Source organism: Pseudomonas helmanticensis (assembly GCF_900182985.1).
GTDB lineage: Bacteria > Pseudomonadota > Gammaproteobacteria > Pseudomonadales > Pseudomonadaceae > Aquipseudomonas > Aquipseudomonas helmanticensis.
The window spans coordinates 2056352-2073737 of record NZ_FXUY01000001.1 but is presented as its reverse complement, the minus strand read 5'-3'; the positions used below and the strand labels follow the sequence as shown (position 1 = coordinate 2073737).

Genomic DNA, 17386 nt, shown 5'->3' with positions numbered 1-17386 from the left:
CCCCTCACCCCAGCCCTCCCGAAACGTCGGACCGCCCCCAAAGGGGGCGAGGGGGAAAGGGAGCCGATTTGGGTGCCTTTCAAAACCTGAGTTCGACTTGGTGGCACACGTCGGCGTAACTCGAAAGAACATCACGGTCAGTCCCCTCTCCCTCCGGGAGAGGGCTAGGGTGAGGGCTTCTCAGCCTTAGAAATCGATAGTGCCGGACAACTTCGCCACACGCGGCTCACCCTGCGTCAGGTAACCGCCCTGTGCCGATTCCCAATACTTCTTGTTCGCCAGGTTTTCCACGCCCAGACGCACGGTCACATCCTTCTCCGAGACCTTGAACGCATAACGCGCGCCAGCGTCGAAGCGGTTCCAGGTCGGCAGGCTCAGATTGTTCGCCGCATCGGCGTATTGGCCACCGGTACGCAGCATCCGCGCATTCAGCGCTACACCTTGCAGGCCAGGCACATCCCAATCCGCGCCGGCGTTGAACTGGAAGGTCGGCACGCCGATCGCACGGTTGCCATCGTTGGCGCCGTTCTGGGTGTTTTTCAGTTCGGTGTCCATCAAGGTCAGTCCGCTGATCAGGCGCAGGCCGCTGATCGGTTCGCCGAAGACGTTCATTTCTACGCCTTTATTGACCTGCTCGCCTTCACGCACATAACGCGAGGTGTTGGCGTCGATGATTTCCGAGTAACCGTCGCTCGGCTGTTCGATGCGATAAACACCCAGGCTCGCACCGTAAGTGCCCATGTCGACTTTTACCCCGGCTTCGGTCTGCTTGGAGCGTGCCGGTGCATAGGCTTCGTTGCCGTTGATCACGACGCGTGAGCCGGAGGTGGTCGGCGAGGTTGGGCCTTGCGCGAGGCCTTCGATGTGGTTGGCGTAGAACGACACGTGTTCCCACGGTTTGAAGACGATGCCGTAGACCGGCGTGGTGATCGATTCGTCGTAGGCCGACTTGCGGCTGCCACTGCCGTAACTGGCGTAGTTGTAGCCTTGCACGACCAGTTGCTGACGACGCAGGCCGGCGGTGACCAACAGGCGATCATCGAAGAAACCGAGGGTGTCGGAGATTGCGGCGCTGCGGTTGAAGGTCTTGCCGACGATGCCCGGATCGTTGACATCGCCGCCAGAGAAGTTGCCGACTGGCGACGGCGTTTCCACCGGGTGATAGATGTTGTTGGCGTACTTGGTCAGGTCGAAATCGTAGGCGCTGCGCTGTTCGGCCCAGATGCCGGTCAGGCCGAAGTTGAGCTTGTGGCTGACCGCGCCGGTGGTGAATTTGCCGTTGAGGCCGGCCATGACGCTGGTGTTGTCTTCGTCATGCGGGATGAACGAGCCGGTGGTATTCGAGGCACCGTTGTTGCCGACCAGCGTGGTCGAGTTGTAGCGCCCGACTTCACGGGTGTGCTTGGCACCACCGGCGACGTAGGCAGTCCAGTTGTCGTTCAGATCGTACTCGGCGCGGAGCATGCCGAAGGTGTCTTCGATGTCGGTGTAGCCCCACTTCGGCGCGTAGTTGGTGTCAGCCGATGGCGCGTCCGGAATGTGCGTGGCGGTGCCGAGGTTGACCGAGTTGCGGCCACCGTTGACGCGTTCTTTCTGGTAGGCGAAGTCGCCGGAAACACGCAGCGCATCACCGCGATAATCGAGGCCGATGGCGAACAGTTTCGAGCGCTGGTTCTCGTGATCGATGGCGGTGTCGCCTTCGCGCTGGGACAGGTTGATCCGCGCGCCGAAGCGGTTGTCTTCACCGAAACGCTGGCCGATGTCGAAGTGCTGACCGACGCGGCCTTCGCTGTTGATGTCGGTGGTGTAGCGGCGCAGTGGCACGTCACCGGCACGCTTGGGCTGCAGGTTGACGCCGCCGCCGATGCCGGAACCGGTCGGGGTCACACCGTTGATGAAGGCGTTCGGGCCTTTGAACACTTCAACGCGCTCCAGCGCGTCGGTGGAAATGATCTGCCGTGGCAGCACGCCGTAGAGGCCGTTATAGGAAATGTCATCGCCGGTCAGCGGCAGGCCACGGATCATGAAGATCTGCGCCTGGTTGGAGAAACCGGACGCCTGGCGCACGGAGGAATCGTTGAGCAGGACGTCGGCGACGTCCTCGGCCTGCTGATCCTGAATCAGTTGTTCAGTGTAGGACGCGGCGCTGAACGGCACGTCCATCATGTCCTGATTGCCCAACACGCCCAACTGACCGCCGCGAGCAACCTGACCACCGGCGTAAACCGGGGGCAGGGCGTCTGGCGTCGGGGCTTGTGCGTTGATGTTGACGTTGTCCAGCACCAACTCTTTGTTATCGCCTTCGGCGGCGTGAGCGGTAACGGTCAGGGAGCACAGCAGGGCAAGAAGCGTCGGGCGAAAAGGAACGCCGATTCGGGCTGGAGCGGGCATGTTTCGTACCTGGAGGCGCACGGCCGGTGAGAAAAAGTAAGGGCGGCGCGGGAACTCCTTGCGCAAATGCGACTCCAGGTGCAAATGATAGATTTTCTCAGTAACGTTTTGCAATCAGTTTGTCATCACCCCTTCAAAACCCACATTCCTGTGTCTTCAAAACCCACATTCCTATGTAGGAGCTGCCGCAGGCTGCGATCTTTTGATCTGTTTTTTTAAAATCAAAATCAAAAGATCGTCCGAACGCGGCCCGAGCCTGCGGCAGCTCCTACACGGATTGTGTATGGTGGTTCTGGCTTAGTGGACTGGATGGAGCAACATGCGATTACTCATGACCCTCGCCGCAGTGCTGACGCTCGCCGGTTGCGCGGGGCCGCGCAGCAGCGAACCGGTGCCGCGTGCCCCCGCCGAAGTGAAGGCCGAAATCGTCCGGCTGATGCCGGCGAAAACCCCTGACCGGCAAGGTTGGGCCACTGACATCTACGCCGCGTTTGCCGCGCAGAACATCAGCCCGACCACGCAGAATCTGTGCTCGGTGCTGGCGGTGGCTGAACAGGAATCGACCTTTCAGGCCGACCCCACGGTGCCCGGCCTGGGCAAGATCGCCCGCGACGAAATCGACCGCCGCGCCGGCAAAGTGCACATTCCCGGCCTGTTGGTCAGTGGCGCGCTGCAAGTGCGCTCAACCAATGGCAAGACCTACAGCGAACGCCTGAACGCGGCGCGCAGTGAAAAAGAACTCAGCGCGATTTTCGACGACTTCATCGGCAGGGTGCCCATGGGCCGTACGCTATTCGGTGGCTTCAACCCGGTGCACACCGGCGGGCCGATGCAGGTCAGCATCGAGTTTGCCGAACAGCATGCCAAGGACTATCCGTACCCGGTGGACGGCACGATCCGTCACGAAGTGTTCAGCCGGCGCGGCGGCATGTATTTCGGCATCGCCCACTTGCTTGGCTATCCGGTGAGTTATCGCGAGCCGCTGTACCGGTTTGCCGACTTCAACGCCGGCTGGTACGCCAGTCGCAACGCGGCGTTTCAAAACGCGGTGAGCCGCGCCTCCGGTATTCCGCTGGCACTCGATGGCGACCTGATTCGCTACGACTCGATCATGCCCGGCAGCACCGAACTGGCGGTGCGCACCCTAGGCAAGTCATTGGGCATGCGCAACCCGACCATTCGCGATCAGTTGGAGAAGGGCAAAACCCTGGAGTTCGAAGAGACCAGACTCTATCAACGGGTGTTCGAATTGGCGGAGCAAGCGGAGGGGAAAAAACTGCCACGCGCGGTGTTGCCGGGGATTGTGCTGCAAAGCCCGAAAATCACCCGAAAACTGACCACGGCGTGGTTCGCCAAGCGGGTGGACGAGCGCTACAAACGCTGCATGGACAAGGCGGGGTAAAGCCGCCAGACATAAAAAACCCGGCCAAGGGAGCCGGGTTTCTCTGGGGTGTTGCGCTTGCCGCCATGCATTCAGGCAACGCGACGTTCAAGCAGCCGATCCGAACCGCCCTCAGCAACGCGACGTTCTTGCAGACGATCCGAACCGCCCTCAGCAACGCGACGTTCTTGCAGCCGATCCGAACCGCCCTCAGCAACGCGACGTTCTTGCAGACGATCCGAGCCACCTTCAGCAACGCGGCGTTCCAGCAAACGATCCGAACCACCTTCAGCGACGCGGCGTTCCAGCAAACGATCCGAACCACCTTCAGCCACACGGCTTTCAATCAGTTTGTCCGAACCGCCTTCAGCGATCATGGTATGCGCCGGGGTGGCGGCGAAAGCGTTGATGGCGAAGAGCGAAAAGGCGATACCGAGAAGAGTCTGGCGTTTCATGAGGGTGTGCTCCGGGGTGTTGTTGGTTGGTATGGAGCTGATGTTACGCCGGAGATTTTTTATGAGAACTTCATTGCCGTGATGGTAAACATCGACACCGATGATGGTTCATGTAGGGGGGATTACAGCACTTTGACGGCGCGGCCGATGGCCTGGATCGGCCCGGTCGGTTTGCCGATCGGCGAACCGTTGGTGCCTTCCAGCGTCAGCTCGAACAACTGGTTCGGTTGCAGCGGCGGCAGTTTGTCCAGTGGCACCGACAGCGCCTGCCCAGGCTTGACCAACCCCAGCGACACCGGCCCTTGCCAGCCATCGGCCTTGGTCCAGAACTCCAGCGCCTTGTCCGCCGGCACCTCAACCAGCCCCAGCGGAATCAACTGAATCTCGTGCGAATTGCTCGCCTGGATCACCCACCCTGGCGCCTTGTCCTGCGGCGCGACAAGCACCACCAGATAGCTCGGTGTCGGCGTGGTCTGGGTCAGCAGAATCGTGCCCAGTATCAACGTTGCGGCCAAACCGACGGCGCTCAAACCGCGCCACAGTGGCAGCAGGTTCCACCATGAAGTTGTCGAAGGTTGCTGCGAGAGCCGATCAATGCTGCGTTCGATCCGTGGCCACAACAGCGCCGACGGTTGCTGCGACGGGACCAGATCCGTCAGCTCCAGCAAACGCCGTTCCCAGGCATCCACCGCCGTGCGCAATTCGGGTTCGTTTGGCAAGCGTCGTTGCACCTCGGTCCGCTGTTCCGGCGACAGTGTGCCGAGCACATATTCGCCAGCCAGTTGATCACGCTCCTGCGCTGATTCAGTGGTCATGCCATGCACTCCCGCAATGCGTTGAGGCTGCGTTTGATCCACGCTTTGACGGTGCCCAGCGGCGTGTCGAGACGTGCGGCAATCTGTGCGTGGCTATAGCCGTCGACATAGGCGTGAAGGATGCAATTGCGACGTTGTGGCTCAAGCTGTTCAAGGCAGCGATGGATGCGTGCCGAATGGGCCTGGGCGTCAAAACCATCGTCATCGCCAAGCGACTCATGCTCATCGCCAAGCGACGTCTCGCGGCCCTGATCGCGCAGCAGGTTCAGCGCCAGATGCCGGGTCACGCTGAACATCCAGCCACGCGCCGAACCCCGCGCCGGATCGAACCCCGCCGCGCCGTTCCAGATCTTGATGAACGCCTCATGAACGATGTCCTCCGCCAGCGCCGAATCGCGCACCAGCCGCTTGGCCACGCCGAGCAGACGCGGGCCTTCCTGCACATACAAATCGCGCAGGGCCGCACGCTCGCCGCGCGCGCAGGCGGCGAGACGGGCTTCGTAATCAAACGTAGATCGGGCTAAAGACATGTCGTGCAATCTAGCTCACATTCCCCAAACATCCAGACAACCCATTCCCTGTAGGAGTGAGCCTGCTCGCGATAGCGGTGTGTCAGTCAAGAAATATGCCGGCTGACACTCCGCTATCGCGAGCAGGCTCACTCCTACAGGGGGTTAGGATAAGTCTGAGGGGTCAGTTCATGGCCCAGAAAATATAATCAGCCTGGTACTTCACCACTGCCTGCTGGCCCTTGTTCGCCGGCGTGCATTCACTGCCCGGCGCCACGCCGCCCTTAAGCGCAACACGCTGGATGTAACTCACGCCAGCCATCGCACCTTTACCCTCGGCAGGATTGGCCTTGACCAACTGATAGGGCAGGTTGCCCGGACTCGACGGCGCCACAGCCAGTTGCGTGCCGGTGACTTTCGAACCGTCCTTGGCCTGCCAGGTGGCTGGCGGGCCGAAGTAGGTGCCGACCTGCTTGCCGCTGCGATCATTGAGCACCGCTTTCGGACCGACGAAAGTCCACTCGGTCTGCCCGGGCGCATTAGCTTTGTCACGGCATTCGTAGGTGATTTCGCCGACGCCAGTGGTTTCCATCGCGATCTTGTGGCCATCCGGCACTTTGATCGCGTCGGGATAACTGCTTTGCGCGAAGGTCGTGACGCTGGCGGCGAGCAAACCGCTGAGGCAGATCAGTTGGGTGATGTTCATCAGTATGTTTCTCCAGAATGGGTAAACCGCTGACAGCCGAAGCGGGCTGTTACAAGGACTACCCATGACGGAGGCGTTTGGATGCACCGGCCAAAAAAAATAAACCCATCCCCCTGTAGGAGCTGCCGCAGGCTGCGATCTTTTGATCCCGTTTTTAACACCAACATCAAAAGATCGCAGCCTGCGGCAGCTCCTACAGGGATTCGGCGGTTTCCGTGATTTTGCGGGGGATCGCGAGGCTGGAGGCTTTCAGCAGTTCCTGGGTGTAGGGGTGCTGTGGTGCGGCGAAAATCTCGCGTGAAGAACCTTGCTCAACCACTTTGCCATCCTTGATCACCATCAAGTCATGCGCCAACGCATGCACCACCGCCAGGTCATGGCTGATAAACAAATAGGTCAGCCCATGTTTGATTTGTAGTTGCCGCAACAACTCCACCACCTGCTTCTGCACCGTACGGTCCAGCGCCGAGGTCGGTTCATCGAGCAGAATCAGCGCCGGTTCCAGCACCAGCGCGCGGGCGATGGAAATACGCTGGCGCTGGCCACCGGAAAATTCGTGGGGATAACGATGTCGGCTCTGTGGATCGAGGCCGACTTCCTCCAGCACCCGAATCACCGCCGCCTCCCGCTCGGCCTCGGTGCCAATGCCATGGGTCAGCAAGCCCTCGGCAATGATCTGCTGCACCGACATCCGTGGGCTGAGGCTGCCGAACGGATCCTGAAACACCACTTGGATCTGCCGGCGCAATGGCCGCATCAAACGCTGATTGAGCAGGCTCAATTGCTTGTTGCCGAAACGGATATTGCCCTCGGATTCGACCAGCCGCAGGATCGCTTGGCCCAGCGTCGATTTGCCCGAACCGGACTCGCCAACAATCCCTAATGTCTTGCCGCGTTGCAGGGTGAAACTGACGCCGTCGACCGCTTTGATGTACTCCTGCTGGCGGCTGAACAGCGCTTTGGGCAGGGGAAACCAGACCTTCAAATCATCGACTTCAAGCAGGTTGTGCTCGAACTTGCTCGGCACCGGAGCACCGCTCGGTTCCGCCTCAATCAACAACCGACTGTAAGGATGCTGCGGCGCGCGAAACAGCGTTTCGCAATCCGCCTGCTCGACGATCTCGCCGTGGCGCATCACGCACACCCGTTGCGCAATGCGCCGCACCAGATTGAGATCGTGGCTGATCAACAACAGCGACATGCCCAACCGCTGCTGCAACTCGATGAGCAACTCGAGGATCTTCTGCTGCACCGTGACATCCAGCGCCGTGGTTGGCTCATCAGCGATCAACAGCTCCGGCTCGTTGGCCAGCGCCATCGCAATCATCACCCGTTGCCGCTGACCGCCGGAAAGTTGATGCGGATAGGCTTTCAAGCGCTGCAAAGGCTGGCGAATACCGACCAGCTCCAACAACTGCAACGTCCGCTCACGGGCGGCGCGGCCCTTCAGTCCTTTGTGAATCTCCAGCACTTCGCTGACCTGCCTTTCCACCGTGTGCAACGGGTTCAGCGAAGTCATCGGTTCCTGAAAAATCATCGCAATGCGGTTGCCGCGCAAACCGCGCATTTGCTGCTCGCTGGCGTGCAATAAATCCACGCCGTTGTAGCGGATCGCGCCGCTGCTACGGACGTTCTTGCCCGGCAACAGACGCAGGATCGAATGCGCCGTCACCGACTTGCCCGAGCCGGATTCACCGACCAGCGCCAGGCATTCGCCCCGGCGAATATCGAGGTTCAAACCGTGCACCACTTGCTGCCCGGCGAAGGCGACGCGCAAGTCACGGATCTCGATCAAATTGTCTTGCATGTCAGCTCCTCGGATCAAAGGCATCTCGGCAGGCTTCACCGATGAAAACCAACAAAGACAAAATCAGCGCCAAGGCAAAAAACGCCGTCAGCCCCAGCCACGGTGCTTGCAGATTGCGCTTGGCCTGACCGATCAACTCACCCAGCGACGCAGTGCCGGCCGGCATACCGAAGCCAAGAAAATCCAGTGCAGTCAGCGTGGCAATCGCGCCGGTCAGAATGAACGGTAGGTAGGTGAGGGTGGATGTCATCGCGTTAGGCAGGATGTGCCGGTACATCAGTTCGTTATCAGTCAGGCCCAGCGCCCGCGCGGCTTTGACGTATTCGAGATTGCGCCCACGCAGAAACTCGGCGCGCACCACATCGACCAGCGCCAGCCAGGAAAACAGCGCCATGATCCCCAGCAACCACCAGAAACTCGGCGAGACGAACCCGGACAAAATGATCAGCAGGTACAGCACCGGCAGCCCCGACCAGATCTCCAGCACGCGTTGCCCGAGCAAATCGACCCAACCGCCGTAATAACCCTGCAACGCACCGGCAACGATGCCGATCAACGCACTGATGCCAGTGAGGATCAGCGCAAACAGGATCGAAATCCGCGTACCGAAAATCACCCGCGCCAACACGTCGCGCGCCTGATCATCGGTGCCCAGCCAGTTGCTCGATGACGGCGGACTCGGTGCCGGTTCGCTGAGGTCGTAATTGACCGTGTCGTAGCTGAACGGGATCGGCGGAAAGAGCATCCAGCCGCCCTGATCCTCAATCAGTTTGTGCACGTAACTGCTGGCGTAGTCCGGCTGAAATGGCAGCTCGCCGCCGAAATCGGTTTCCAGGTAATCAGTGAGGATCGGAAAGTAAAAGGCCTCGTGATAACGGATCACCAACGGCTTGTCGTTGGCGATCAATTCACCGCCCAGACAAATCAGGCACAGACCGATAAACAGCCACAGCGACCAGCGTCCGCGCCGGTTGGCCTTGAATTGCGCGACGCGGCGCTGGCCGAGAGGGGAGAGAGTGAACATCAGGCAGTCCTCGCCGAGAAGTCGATGCGCGGGTCGAGCAGGGTGTAGCAGAGGTCGCCGATCAGCTTGATCAACAGGCCGAACAGGGTGAACAGAAACAGCGCGCCGAACACCACCGGATAGTCGCGTGACACCGCTGCCTCGTAGCTCATGCGCCCGAGGCCGTCGAGGTTGAAGATGGTTTCGATCAGCAGGGAGCCAGCGAAGAACACCTCGATCAGCGCCGACGGCACACCGGCCACCACCAGCAGCATCGCATTGCGAAACACGTGGCCGTAGAGCACGCGCCTTTCGGTCAGACCCTTGGCCCGCGCGGTGATCACGTACTGGCGGCTGATCTCGTTGAGGAAGCTGTTCTTGGTCAAAATCGTCAGCGTGGCGAAGCCGCCAATCACCAACGCCGTCACCGGCAACACCAAGTGCCAGAGGTAGTCGCCGACCTTGCCCAGCGTGCCAAGGCTGTCGAAGTTATCCGAGACCAGCCCTTGCACCGGAAACCAGTTGACGTAGCTGCCACCGGCGAACACCACGATCAGCAGAATCGCGAAAAGAAACGCCGGCATCGCATAGCCGATGATGATCGCCGTGCTGCTCCAGACATCAAACGCGCTGCCGTTTTTGATCGCTTTGCGAATGCCCAACGGGATCGAAATCAGGTAGGTGATCAGCGTCGCCCACAAGCCCAGCGACAGCGACACCGGCAGCTTCTGCACGATCAGGTCGGTGACCTTGGCGCCGCGAAAGAAACTGCTGCCCAGATCCAGCTGCGCGTAGTTTTTCAGCATCAGCCACAGGCGTTCGTGCATGGGTTTGTCGAAGCCGTAATGGTGTTTGATTTCCTCGATCAGCGCCGGGTCGAGGCCACGGCTGCTGCGACCCGCGCCGCCAATCGCGGCGACCTCGCCACCGCCACCCATGCTGTGCCCGCCGAAGCCTTGCAAACGCGCAATGGCCTGCTCCACCGGGCCACCCGGCGCGGCCTGCACGATAAGAAAATTCACCACCAGAATGCACAGCAGCGTGGGGATGATCAGCAGCAAACGTCGACTCAAATAACGCAACATGTCACTGGCCCCCCGCAAGCTGAGTGTGCATCTGTTGCGAGGTCAGCGCCTTGGCCGACACCTCCCACCAGGTATTGAGGCCTTCGTCGTAGGCCGGTTGCACGGCGGGCATGCCGAAGCGGTTCTGATACACCGTCGGCGTGCCTTTGGAGTAGTAGTTGGGAATCATGTAGTAACCCCATTGCAGCACCCGGTCGAGGGCGCGGGCGTAATGCACCATGGCTTCGCGGGTATTGGACTGGACCAGCCCGTCGATCAGTTGATCGACCGCCGGATTGGCCAGCACCATCGAGTTGGAGCTGCCGACTTGCGTGGCACTTTGCGAGGCGTAGAGGCTGTACAACTCGCGGCCGGGAGAGACGATCGGATCGCCGCTGCGCGGGAAACTGGTGACGATCATGTCGTAGTCGTAGTCGCGGGCGTTGAGGCGGTTGACGTATTGCGCCGAATCGATGCGCCGCAGATTGAGGGTGATGCCGATCTGCGCGAGGGTGCGTTTGAACGGCAGCAGCATGCGGTCGAAGCCGCCCTGACCGTCGAGAAAGGTGAACTCCAGCGGCTCACCCGCAGCATTGACCAAACGATTGTGTTGCGGCGTCCAGCCAGCCTCGGCGAGCAGTTTCAGCGCTTGCAGTTGCTTGTCGCGGATGTAGCCGCTGCCATCGGTTTTCGGCGCCTCATACACGGTCGTGAAGACCTCGTCGGGGATCTGCCCGCGCAGCGGTTCGAGGATTTTCAATTCCTCGGCATCAGGGAGAGCGGTGGCGGCCATTTCACTCTTCGGCCAGTAGCTGTTCTGGCGCACGTAGAAGCCGCGCATCATCTGCTTGTTGGTCCACTCGAAATCCCACAGCAGGCTGATCGCCTGACGCACGCGGCGATCCTCGAAGATCGGGTTTTGCAGGTTGAACACAAAGCCTTGGGCGGCGGTCGGTTTTTCCGGTGCCAGAATCGACTGCTGCAAGCGGCCGTCGCGCAACGCCGGACTGTCGTAACCGACCACGTAACCGGAGGAGGAAAACTCGCGGTTGTAGTCGAACGCGCCGGCCTGCAACAGCTGCCGAGCGACGTCGGTGTCGCCGTAGAAATTCACCGTGAGGCTGTCGAAGTTGTACATCCCGCGACTGACCGGCAGGTCCTTGCCCCACCAGTCCGGGTCGCGTTGGAAACTGATGCTGCGCCCGGCGTCGACCTTGCTCACCCGGTACGGGCCGCTGCCCAGTGGTGGCTCGAAACCGCCGCCATTGGCGAAGTCGCGGGTTTTCCACCAGTGTTCGGGGACCACGCGCATCGTCGCCAGATCCAGCGCGAGGGTGCGGTTGAGGTTGTTCTTGAAGGTGAAGCGCACCTGTCGCGGGCCTTCGATCTGCACGTCCTGAACGTCGGCGTATTGCTGGCGATAACTCAGGCTTCCCTTGGTCATCAGCAAGTTGTACGTGTAGCGCACGTCTTCGGCGGTGATCGGCGTACCGTCGGCGAAACGTGCTTTTGGATTGAGGGTGAAGCGCACCCAGAGTCCATCGGGGTCGCGCTCGATCTGCTGCGCGACCAATGCGTAAACGGTGTACGGCTCGTCGAGTGAACGGAACGCCAGCGGCGAGTACACCCAGTCGTTGACTTGCACCACCGAGATGCCCTGATCGGCGTATGGGCTGATGTAGTTGTACTGGCCGATTTCCATCGACGCACGACTGAGCGAACCACCCTTGGGCGCGTGCGGATCGACGAAATCGAAATGCTGGAAATTCGCCGGATACTTCGGCGCTTCGCCGTACACCGTCAGCGCATAACTGCCAGCGGCCAGCGCCGAGGTGCCGGTGCACAGCAGCGCACTGCCGAGCAGCAAGCCAGTCATGTTGCGCAAAAAACTCATGCAATCACTCCTTAATTCCTGAATGCACACAGATCAAAACTGTAGGAGTGAGCCTGCTCGCGATGAGGCAAAGTCAGACCCTGCAAGGTTGACTGAAAAAATGCTATCGCGAGCAGGCTCACTCCTACAGGGGTTTGGTGCTCTCAGTTAGAAGTGGTACGTCATGCGCGCAAACAAGGTGCGGCCCAGTGGGTCGGTGTAGCGCGGGTCATAACCGCTCTGGAAGTTGTAGGCCTGGTTGGAGAACGGCGGGTTGCGGTCGAACATGTTCTTCATCCCGGCATCGACATCCAGCACCTTGTCGAAGGTGTAGCCGGCCGACAGGTCCCACACCGAATACGACGCCACGGTCGCGTGAGTATCGCGGTCGTAGTCGTTGTAGCCGGTGGTGAAGCGGTTGGTCAGCGACGCCCGTGCCGCACCGAAGGTCCAGCTGCCGGTGAGGTTGTGTTTCCAGCGCGCAATTACGCCGTCACCGCGGAAGTCGCCAACCTTGTCGGTGAACGGGCCTTTGATGGTGCTCTGGAAGTCGTACTCGTCGACATAGGTGCCTTGCAGCCCCAGCCCGAACTGACCGTACGGCGTGTTCGGGAAGCGATAGTCGAGCGACACATCGACACCGTTGGTTTCGACGATGCCGAGGTTGGCGTTGCCGGTAACGATGTAATTGAGCGTGCCGTCGGCGTTGCGCACGAAGCGGTCCGGGTAGGAGCCGGCCTGATCAAACACGGTGGATTCCGGGAACGGCTGGATCTGGTTGGAGATGTGAATCCACCAGAAATCGAGACCGACCGAGAGGTTGTTGACCGGCTGATAAACGAAGCCCAGGGTCACGTTACGCGCCTTCTCCGGGGCCAGATCTTCGTTGCCGCCAATCTGATTGAGGAACTGCTGACCGCAATCACGTCCGCCGTTGCCGCCCGGTTGCACGACGCCGCCGGTACACAGCACCGGGTCGTTGTAGAAGCCCTGAGTGAAGGTGATGCTGCGCGGCGAATACAGCTCGTACAGCGACGGCGCACGGAAACCTTCGCTGTAGGCGCCGCGCACCACCAGCTCTTTCAGCGGCTGATAACGGAACGAGTATTTCGGGTTGGTGGTGCTGCCGAAGTCGCTGTATTTGTCGTGGCGCACGGCGGCGGACAGTTCGAGGCTATCGAGCACCGGCACGTTGATTTCCGCATACGCGGCTTTGACGCTGCGGTCGCCCTCGACACTGCCGTTGGGATCGATGCCGAGGCTTTGGATGTCGCCGGCAAACGGCGAGAAATCCTGATGGAATTTCTCTTTGCGGTACTCGCCACCCAGCGCCAGACCGGACGGGCCGGCACCGAACCAGTCGCCGATCTCGCGACTGATGCGCCCGTCGAAACCGGCGACCCGGCCGACGGCGGTGGAGTAGGCGCCGTGGTACGCGGCATCGTCGATGTACTGCTGACCGGCCGCCGACTGCGCGCCGAACGGGTTGAGCAAGCCGCTGGCCAGACCGGCAATCATCGCCTGATCGCTGACATAACCATTGGTGACGCTGGAGACAATCTTGTTCTGGTTGTACGAGGCGCCGACGTTGTAATCCCAGCCGCCGACCAGGCCGTCGAAGCTCAGCAGAAAGCGCTGGCTGGTGTTCTGGTCTTTCGATTCACGAGGGCCAGCAGCGGTTTCGCGCCAGTTGACGTCGACCGGTTGCGTCGGGTCGAGGGCAAAACCGGTCGGGCCCGGTGTGATGCCGTTGCCGGGGTAGTAGGGCGACGAGCCATCGAGGCTCAAACCGGTCAACGGCGCCGGGCCGACAGCGGTGGCGTTGTTGTTGCGTGACCAGAAGTATTCGAGATTGACGTTGTGATCGTCGGCCAGTTTGCCGGTGGTCTTGCCGAAGAACGAGGTCTTCTCGGTTTGCGGAAGCAGGTCGATGAATTCGCGGGTACTGAAACGGCACAAACCGTCGCGCGCTACCAGGTTCGGGCCGTTGCAATTGCTGTTGGCCAGCGGGTTGGTGGCGTTGCCGTTCTGGCTGTAGTTGCCGGGGAACGCGGTGCCGGAGGTTTGATCCAGGCCACGACCGGGATCGTAGTCGCGGGCGAAGGAGCGGTCGTTGGCGTCGAGGTTCTGCTGCTTGTTGTAGTTGAACACGCCGAGGACGTTGAAGCGGTCCTCCTCCAGATCACCGTAGCCCCAACTGGCGCTCATGTCCTTGGTCGCGCCGCCGCCGCTGTGGGTCGAGGTTTCGCCGCCGAGGGTCAACTGGCCGTCGGTCATGGATTTCTTGGTGATGAAGTTGATCACACCGCCAATGGCGTCGGTGCCGTACAGCGCGGAGGCGCCGTCGCGCAGCACTTCGACGCGCTCGATGGCGGCAAACGGGATCATGTTCAGATCCACCGCGCCGCCGGCCGAGTTGGTACCCGACAAGGCGTTGTTGGCCAGGCGTCGGCCGTTGAGCAACACCAGCGTCTTGTTCGCGCCGATGCCGCGCATGTCGGCGAACGAGGCGCCGCCCGTGGCTGCGCCGACCGAGCCGGCGCTGTTGTTCAGCGACTGGCTGCCGGTGATGCGCTGCACCAGTTCGGCGGTGGTGGTCACGCCCTGTTTGCGCAGCTCGTCAGCCTTGAGAATGGTGATCGGCACGGCGGTTTCCGCATCGACCCGGCGAATCGCCGAACCCGTCACTTCGACCCGTTGCAGTTGCGTGGTCGGCGCAACCACTGCCGCCGCAGCGGGCACGGCGGCGTTGTCGTCCTCGGCTGCTTGCACAGTCCCGGCGCCCATGCCCATGGCCACCAAATAAAACGGAACAAAACGGTGGCGAGAAATCGTTGCCACCAAAGGTTTGAGCGTGAAGCGTGGAGTGTTCATCAGCATGGTTATTTCCGACTTTTCAGACGTTATCGAATTGGCCTTGTGAGCCCCTCATTGCTCCGCTTTCGGTGATACCGCGTGCGGAAAACCACTTTCTTCAAGCAAGCCGATCCCCTCCGAAGACGCCTGGCGTTTTTTCGGTCGGCTGGTTGCGACGGGATTCAGCGAACGGTGGCGGGCGCGTCTTTCACTGCGCGCCCGGCACCGCACTCAGTGGGTGGTCATCACCGAAATCTTGGTGATGCCCGAGCGTTCGATGGACGCCATGGCTTTAGCGACCTGGCCGTAATTGACGGCGGAATCGGCCTGCAGCTGCACGCGCACCTCGCTGTCCTTGGCCTTGACCTCCTTGAGGCTGGCTTCCAGCGATTCCGGGGCCAGTTCGGTCTTGGCCAGATAAAACTTGCCGTCCTGATCGACGCTGACCACCACCGGATCCTTTTTCTCGGCGGGGGCGACGGCGTCGGTTTTCGGCAGGTTGACCTTAATCGCGTTGGTCATCAGCGGCGCGGTGACGATGAACACCACCAGCAGCACGAGCATCACATCGACCAGCGGCGTGACGTTCATTTCGCTGAGCACTTCATCGCTGTCTTGAGTAGAGAACGACATCAGCTGGCCTCCCGCACGGCGGCTGTGGTTTTGCTGGCGATGGCCTGACGACTGATAGAAAACGCGCTGCGCGAGGCAAGGGCGTCGAAGTCATGGGCGAAGTCGTCCATGTCCGCCGAGGCGAGTTTCAGGCGACGCAGGAAGAAGTTGTAAATCAGCACCGCCGGCACCGCGACGGCGATACCCACACCCGTGGCGATCAGCGCGTGACCGATCGGGCCGGCGACCGCTTCAAGGCTGGCCGAACCGGTTTCGCCGATGCTTTTCAGCGCTTCCATGATTCCCCACACGGTGCCGAACAAACCAATGAACGGCGCGGTGCTGCCGATACTGGCGAGGATCGCCTGGCCGTTTTCCAGCGAGCGGCGTTCTTTCTGGATCTGCTGACGGAGGTTGCGTTCCAGGCGATCCGAACGGTTGATGGTGTGCGCCAGTTGTTGCGTGGTGCGCGGCGAGTCTTCTACCAATAGCGCCTCGAAACCGCTGCTGGCGATGCGCGCCAGTGCGCCCGGATACTGGCTGGCGTGTTCGGCGGCGGTGAGCAGATCCGGCGCACCCCAGAAGGCTTTAGTGAATTGTTTGTTCTGGGTTTTCTGCCGCAAGTACTGCGCCGACTTGACCAGCAGAATCGCCCAGCTGACCACGGAAAACAGCACCAGACCCCAGAGCACGCCGGGGACAATCATCGAAGACAAATCGTTCATGGTGATACCTCGCTTGCGTTATTCGGTTGTGCGTTGATTGAGCGTTCGGTTATTGCGGCAATTTGAAATCGATGGTCTGCGTGGCGAAGCCGTCAATCGGCGTGTCACCGCGTTTGGCCGGGATGAATTTCCAGTTCTTCACGGCGGCGACAGCGGCGTCATCCAGTTGCGGTTTGCCGCTGGATTTGCTCACCGTCACCGAGCCGGCGCGACCGTTGGCCAGCACCTGAATGCGCAGCACCACGCTGCCTTCCCAGTTGCGCCGCAGCGCCAGCGACGGGTATTCCGGCGGCGGGTTGCCGAGGCTGGCGAGACCGGAAACGGCTGCCGATTCCTTGACCGGACCGGGCGCGGCGGCAGGTGCCGGCGGTGCGCTCGGGGTGGCCGGCGCAGCGGGAGCGGCCGCTTGGGTCGGGGCGGGCGGGGCTTTCGGCGGCTCGGCCTTTTTCACCGGCTTCGGCTTCTCGACCGGTTTCGGTTTTTCGATCGGCTTGGGTTTCTCCACCGGTTTGGGTGGTGGCTTGACCGCGTCCTCGTCCTCCACCGGTTGTTCCGGTTCCGGCGGGGGAGGTGGCGGTGGTGGTGGCTCGGGCGTGGGCGGTGCCGGTGGCGTCGGGCTGGTCAGCTCGACGGTCATTTCCGGAATCTGCGGCGGCGTCGGCAGTGGCTCGGTTCGCGATTGCTGGAGAAACCACCAGGCGCCGCCATGTATCAGCGCCGACACAGCCACCAACAACACCATCTGATGTTTATTCAAACCACCGGGTTGCGAGGTATTGGCTGTAAACGCCGGCCTGCCCGGGGGCGGCGGGATTGGCGCTTCCCGCAACGGCCCCGGCAGGGTTCTGTGCTTTACCGCATCGTTCATTAAAGCTCCCTCGGGTTGATGAAGGGCAATAAGGTGCCGTCCGAACATGTGGGGGATGTTCGAGTGGGTGGGTGCAACTTTCTTCAAGGTGTGCAGAAGCCGATAGTTGAACTATCCGGTTAACAAGGCTCGTGCAAACTTACTGGCTTAGCGCCATCGACTTCGTCTTTTCATTACCCATTCCCTGGTGTTGTTCTATATGTAGGAGCTGCCGCAGGCTGCGATCTTTTGATCTGTTTTTAAAGATCAATATCAAGATCAACAGATCGCAGCCTGCGGCAGCTCCTACAGGGGGTGTTCGGTTTGTATTTAGCAACCGCT

14 protein-coding genes are annotated in these 17386 nt (G+C 60.9%); 1 reads left to right on the top strand and 13 read right to left on the bottom strand.

The window, feature by feature from the left end; translation table 11 throughout:
- Nucleotides 1-186 precede the first annotated feature (186 nt).
- Nucleotides 187-2391: a TonB-dependent receptor gene (locus tag QOL84_RS09320; protein WP_283437017.1), complete on the bottom strand. Its 2205-nt coding sequence runs from the start codon at nucleotides 2389-2391 to the stop codon at nucleotides 187-189.
- A 319-nt stretch (nucleotides 2392-2710) separates the two neighbouring features.
- Between QOL84_RS09320 and QOL84_RS09315 the strand changes: the two genes are divergently transcribed.
- The gene (locus tag QOL84_RS09315) at nucleotides 2711-3793 is read left to right on the top strand and encodes a DUF1615 domain-containing protein (RefSeq protein ID WP_283437016.1); all 1083 of its coding nucleotides are present in this window, start codon (nucleotides 2711-2713) and stop codon (nucleotides 3791-3793) included.
- A 71-nt stretch (nucleotides 3794-3864) separates the two neighbouring features.
- On the opposite strand, the gene QOL84_RS09310 is transcribed toward QOL84_RS09315, so the two are convergent.
- From QOL84_RS09310 to QOL84_RS09255, 12 genes are all read right to left on the bottom strand, one after another.
- Complete coding sequence (locus QOL84_RS09310; RefSeq protein ID WP_283437015.1) at nucleotides 3865-4227, bottom strand: hypothetical protein; 363 nt, start codon at nucleotides 4225-4227, stop codon at nucleotides 3865-3867.
- Between the two features lie 122 nt (nucleotides 4228-4349).
- Nucleotides 4350-5042 (bottom strand): anti-sigma factor, encoded by a 693-nt coding sequence (locus tag QOL84_RS09305; protein WP_283437014.1) that lies wholly within the window; start codon nucleotides 5040-5042, stop codon nucleotides 4350-4352.
- On the bottom strand, nucleotides 5039-5572 hold the full coding sequence (locus tag QOL84_RS09300; RefSeq protein ID WP_283437013.1) for a sigma-70 family RNA polymerase sigma factor: 534 nt from the start codon (nucleotides 5570-5572) through the stop codon (nucleotides 5039-5041). Before QOL84_RS09300 ends, QOL84_RS09305 begins: the two co-directional genes overlap by 4 nt.
- Nucleotides 5573-5735: 163 nt before the next feature.
- A complete protein-coding gene (locus QOL84_RS09295; RefSeq protein WP_283437012.1) occupies nucleotides 5736-6257 on the bottom strand; it encodes a DUF3455 domain-containing protein in 522 nt (173 codons plus the stop codon).
- A gap of 193 nt (nucleotides 6258-6450) precedes the next feature.
- Nucleotides 6451-8064 (bottom strand): ABC transporter ATP-binding protein, encoded by a 1614-nt coding sequence (locus tag QOL84_RS09290; protein WP_283437011.1) that lies wholly within the window; start codon nucleotides 8062-8064, stop codon nucleotides 6451-6453.
- A 1-nt stretch (nucleotide 8065) separates the two neighbouring features.
- On the bottom strand, nucleotides 8066-9088 hold the full coding sequence (locus QOL84_RS09285) for an ABC transporter permease (RefSeq protein WP_283437010.1): 1023 nt from the start codon (nucleotides 9086-9088) through the stop codon (nucleotides 8066-8068).
- Nucleotides 9088-10152 (bottom strand): microcin C ABC transporter permease YejB, encoded by a 1065-nt coding sequence (locus QOL84_RS09280; RefSeq protein WP_283437009.1) that lies wholly within the window; start codon nucleotides 10150-10152, stop codon nucleotides 9088-9090. The genes QOL84_RS09285 and QOL84_RS09280 overlap by 1 nt, the downstream gene beginning before the upstream one ends.
- A gap of 1 nt (nucleotide 10153) precedes the next feature.
- Nucleotides 10154-12025 carry an extracellular solute-binding protein gene (locus tag QOL84_RS09275; RefSeq protein ID WP_283437008.1) on the bottom strand — a complete coding sequence of 624 codons (1872 nt, stop codon included), beginning with the start codon at nucleotides 12023-12025 and terminating at the stop codon, nucleotides 10154-10156.
- Nucleotides 12026-12172: 147 nt separating this feature from the next.
- Nucleotides 12173-14884 carry a TonB-dependent receptor gene (locus QOL84_RS09270; protein ID WP_283437007.1) on the bottom strand — a complete coding sequence of 904 codons (2712 nt, stop codon included), beginning with the start codon at nucleotides 14882-14884 and terminating at the stop codon, nucleotides 12173-12175.
- A gap of 207 nt (nucleotides 14885-15091) precedes the next feature.
- Entirely contained in the window at nucleotides 15092-15493 is a 402-nt protein-coding gene (locus tag QOL84_RS09265) for an ExbD/TolR family protein (protein WP_093433931.1), read from the bottom strand.
- Nucleotides 15493-16179, bottom strand: coding sequence for a MotA/TolQ/ExbB proton channel family protein (locus QOL84_RS09260; RefSeq protein WP_372238476.1), 687 nt, complete (start codon nucleotides 16177-16179; stop codon nucleotides 15493-15495). Before QOL84_RS09260 ends, QOL84_RS09265 begins: the two co-directional genes overlap by 1 nt.
- 67 nt (nucleotides 16180-16246) lie before the next feature.
- Nucleotides 16247-17065, bottom strand: coding sequence for an energy transducer TonB (locus QOL84_RS09255; RefSeq protein ID WP_283437006.1), 819 nt, complete (start codon nucleotides 17063-17065; stop codon nucleotides 16247-16249).
- Nucleotides 17066-17386 lie beyond the last annotated feature (321 nt).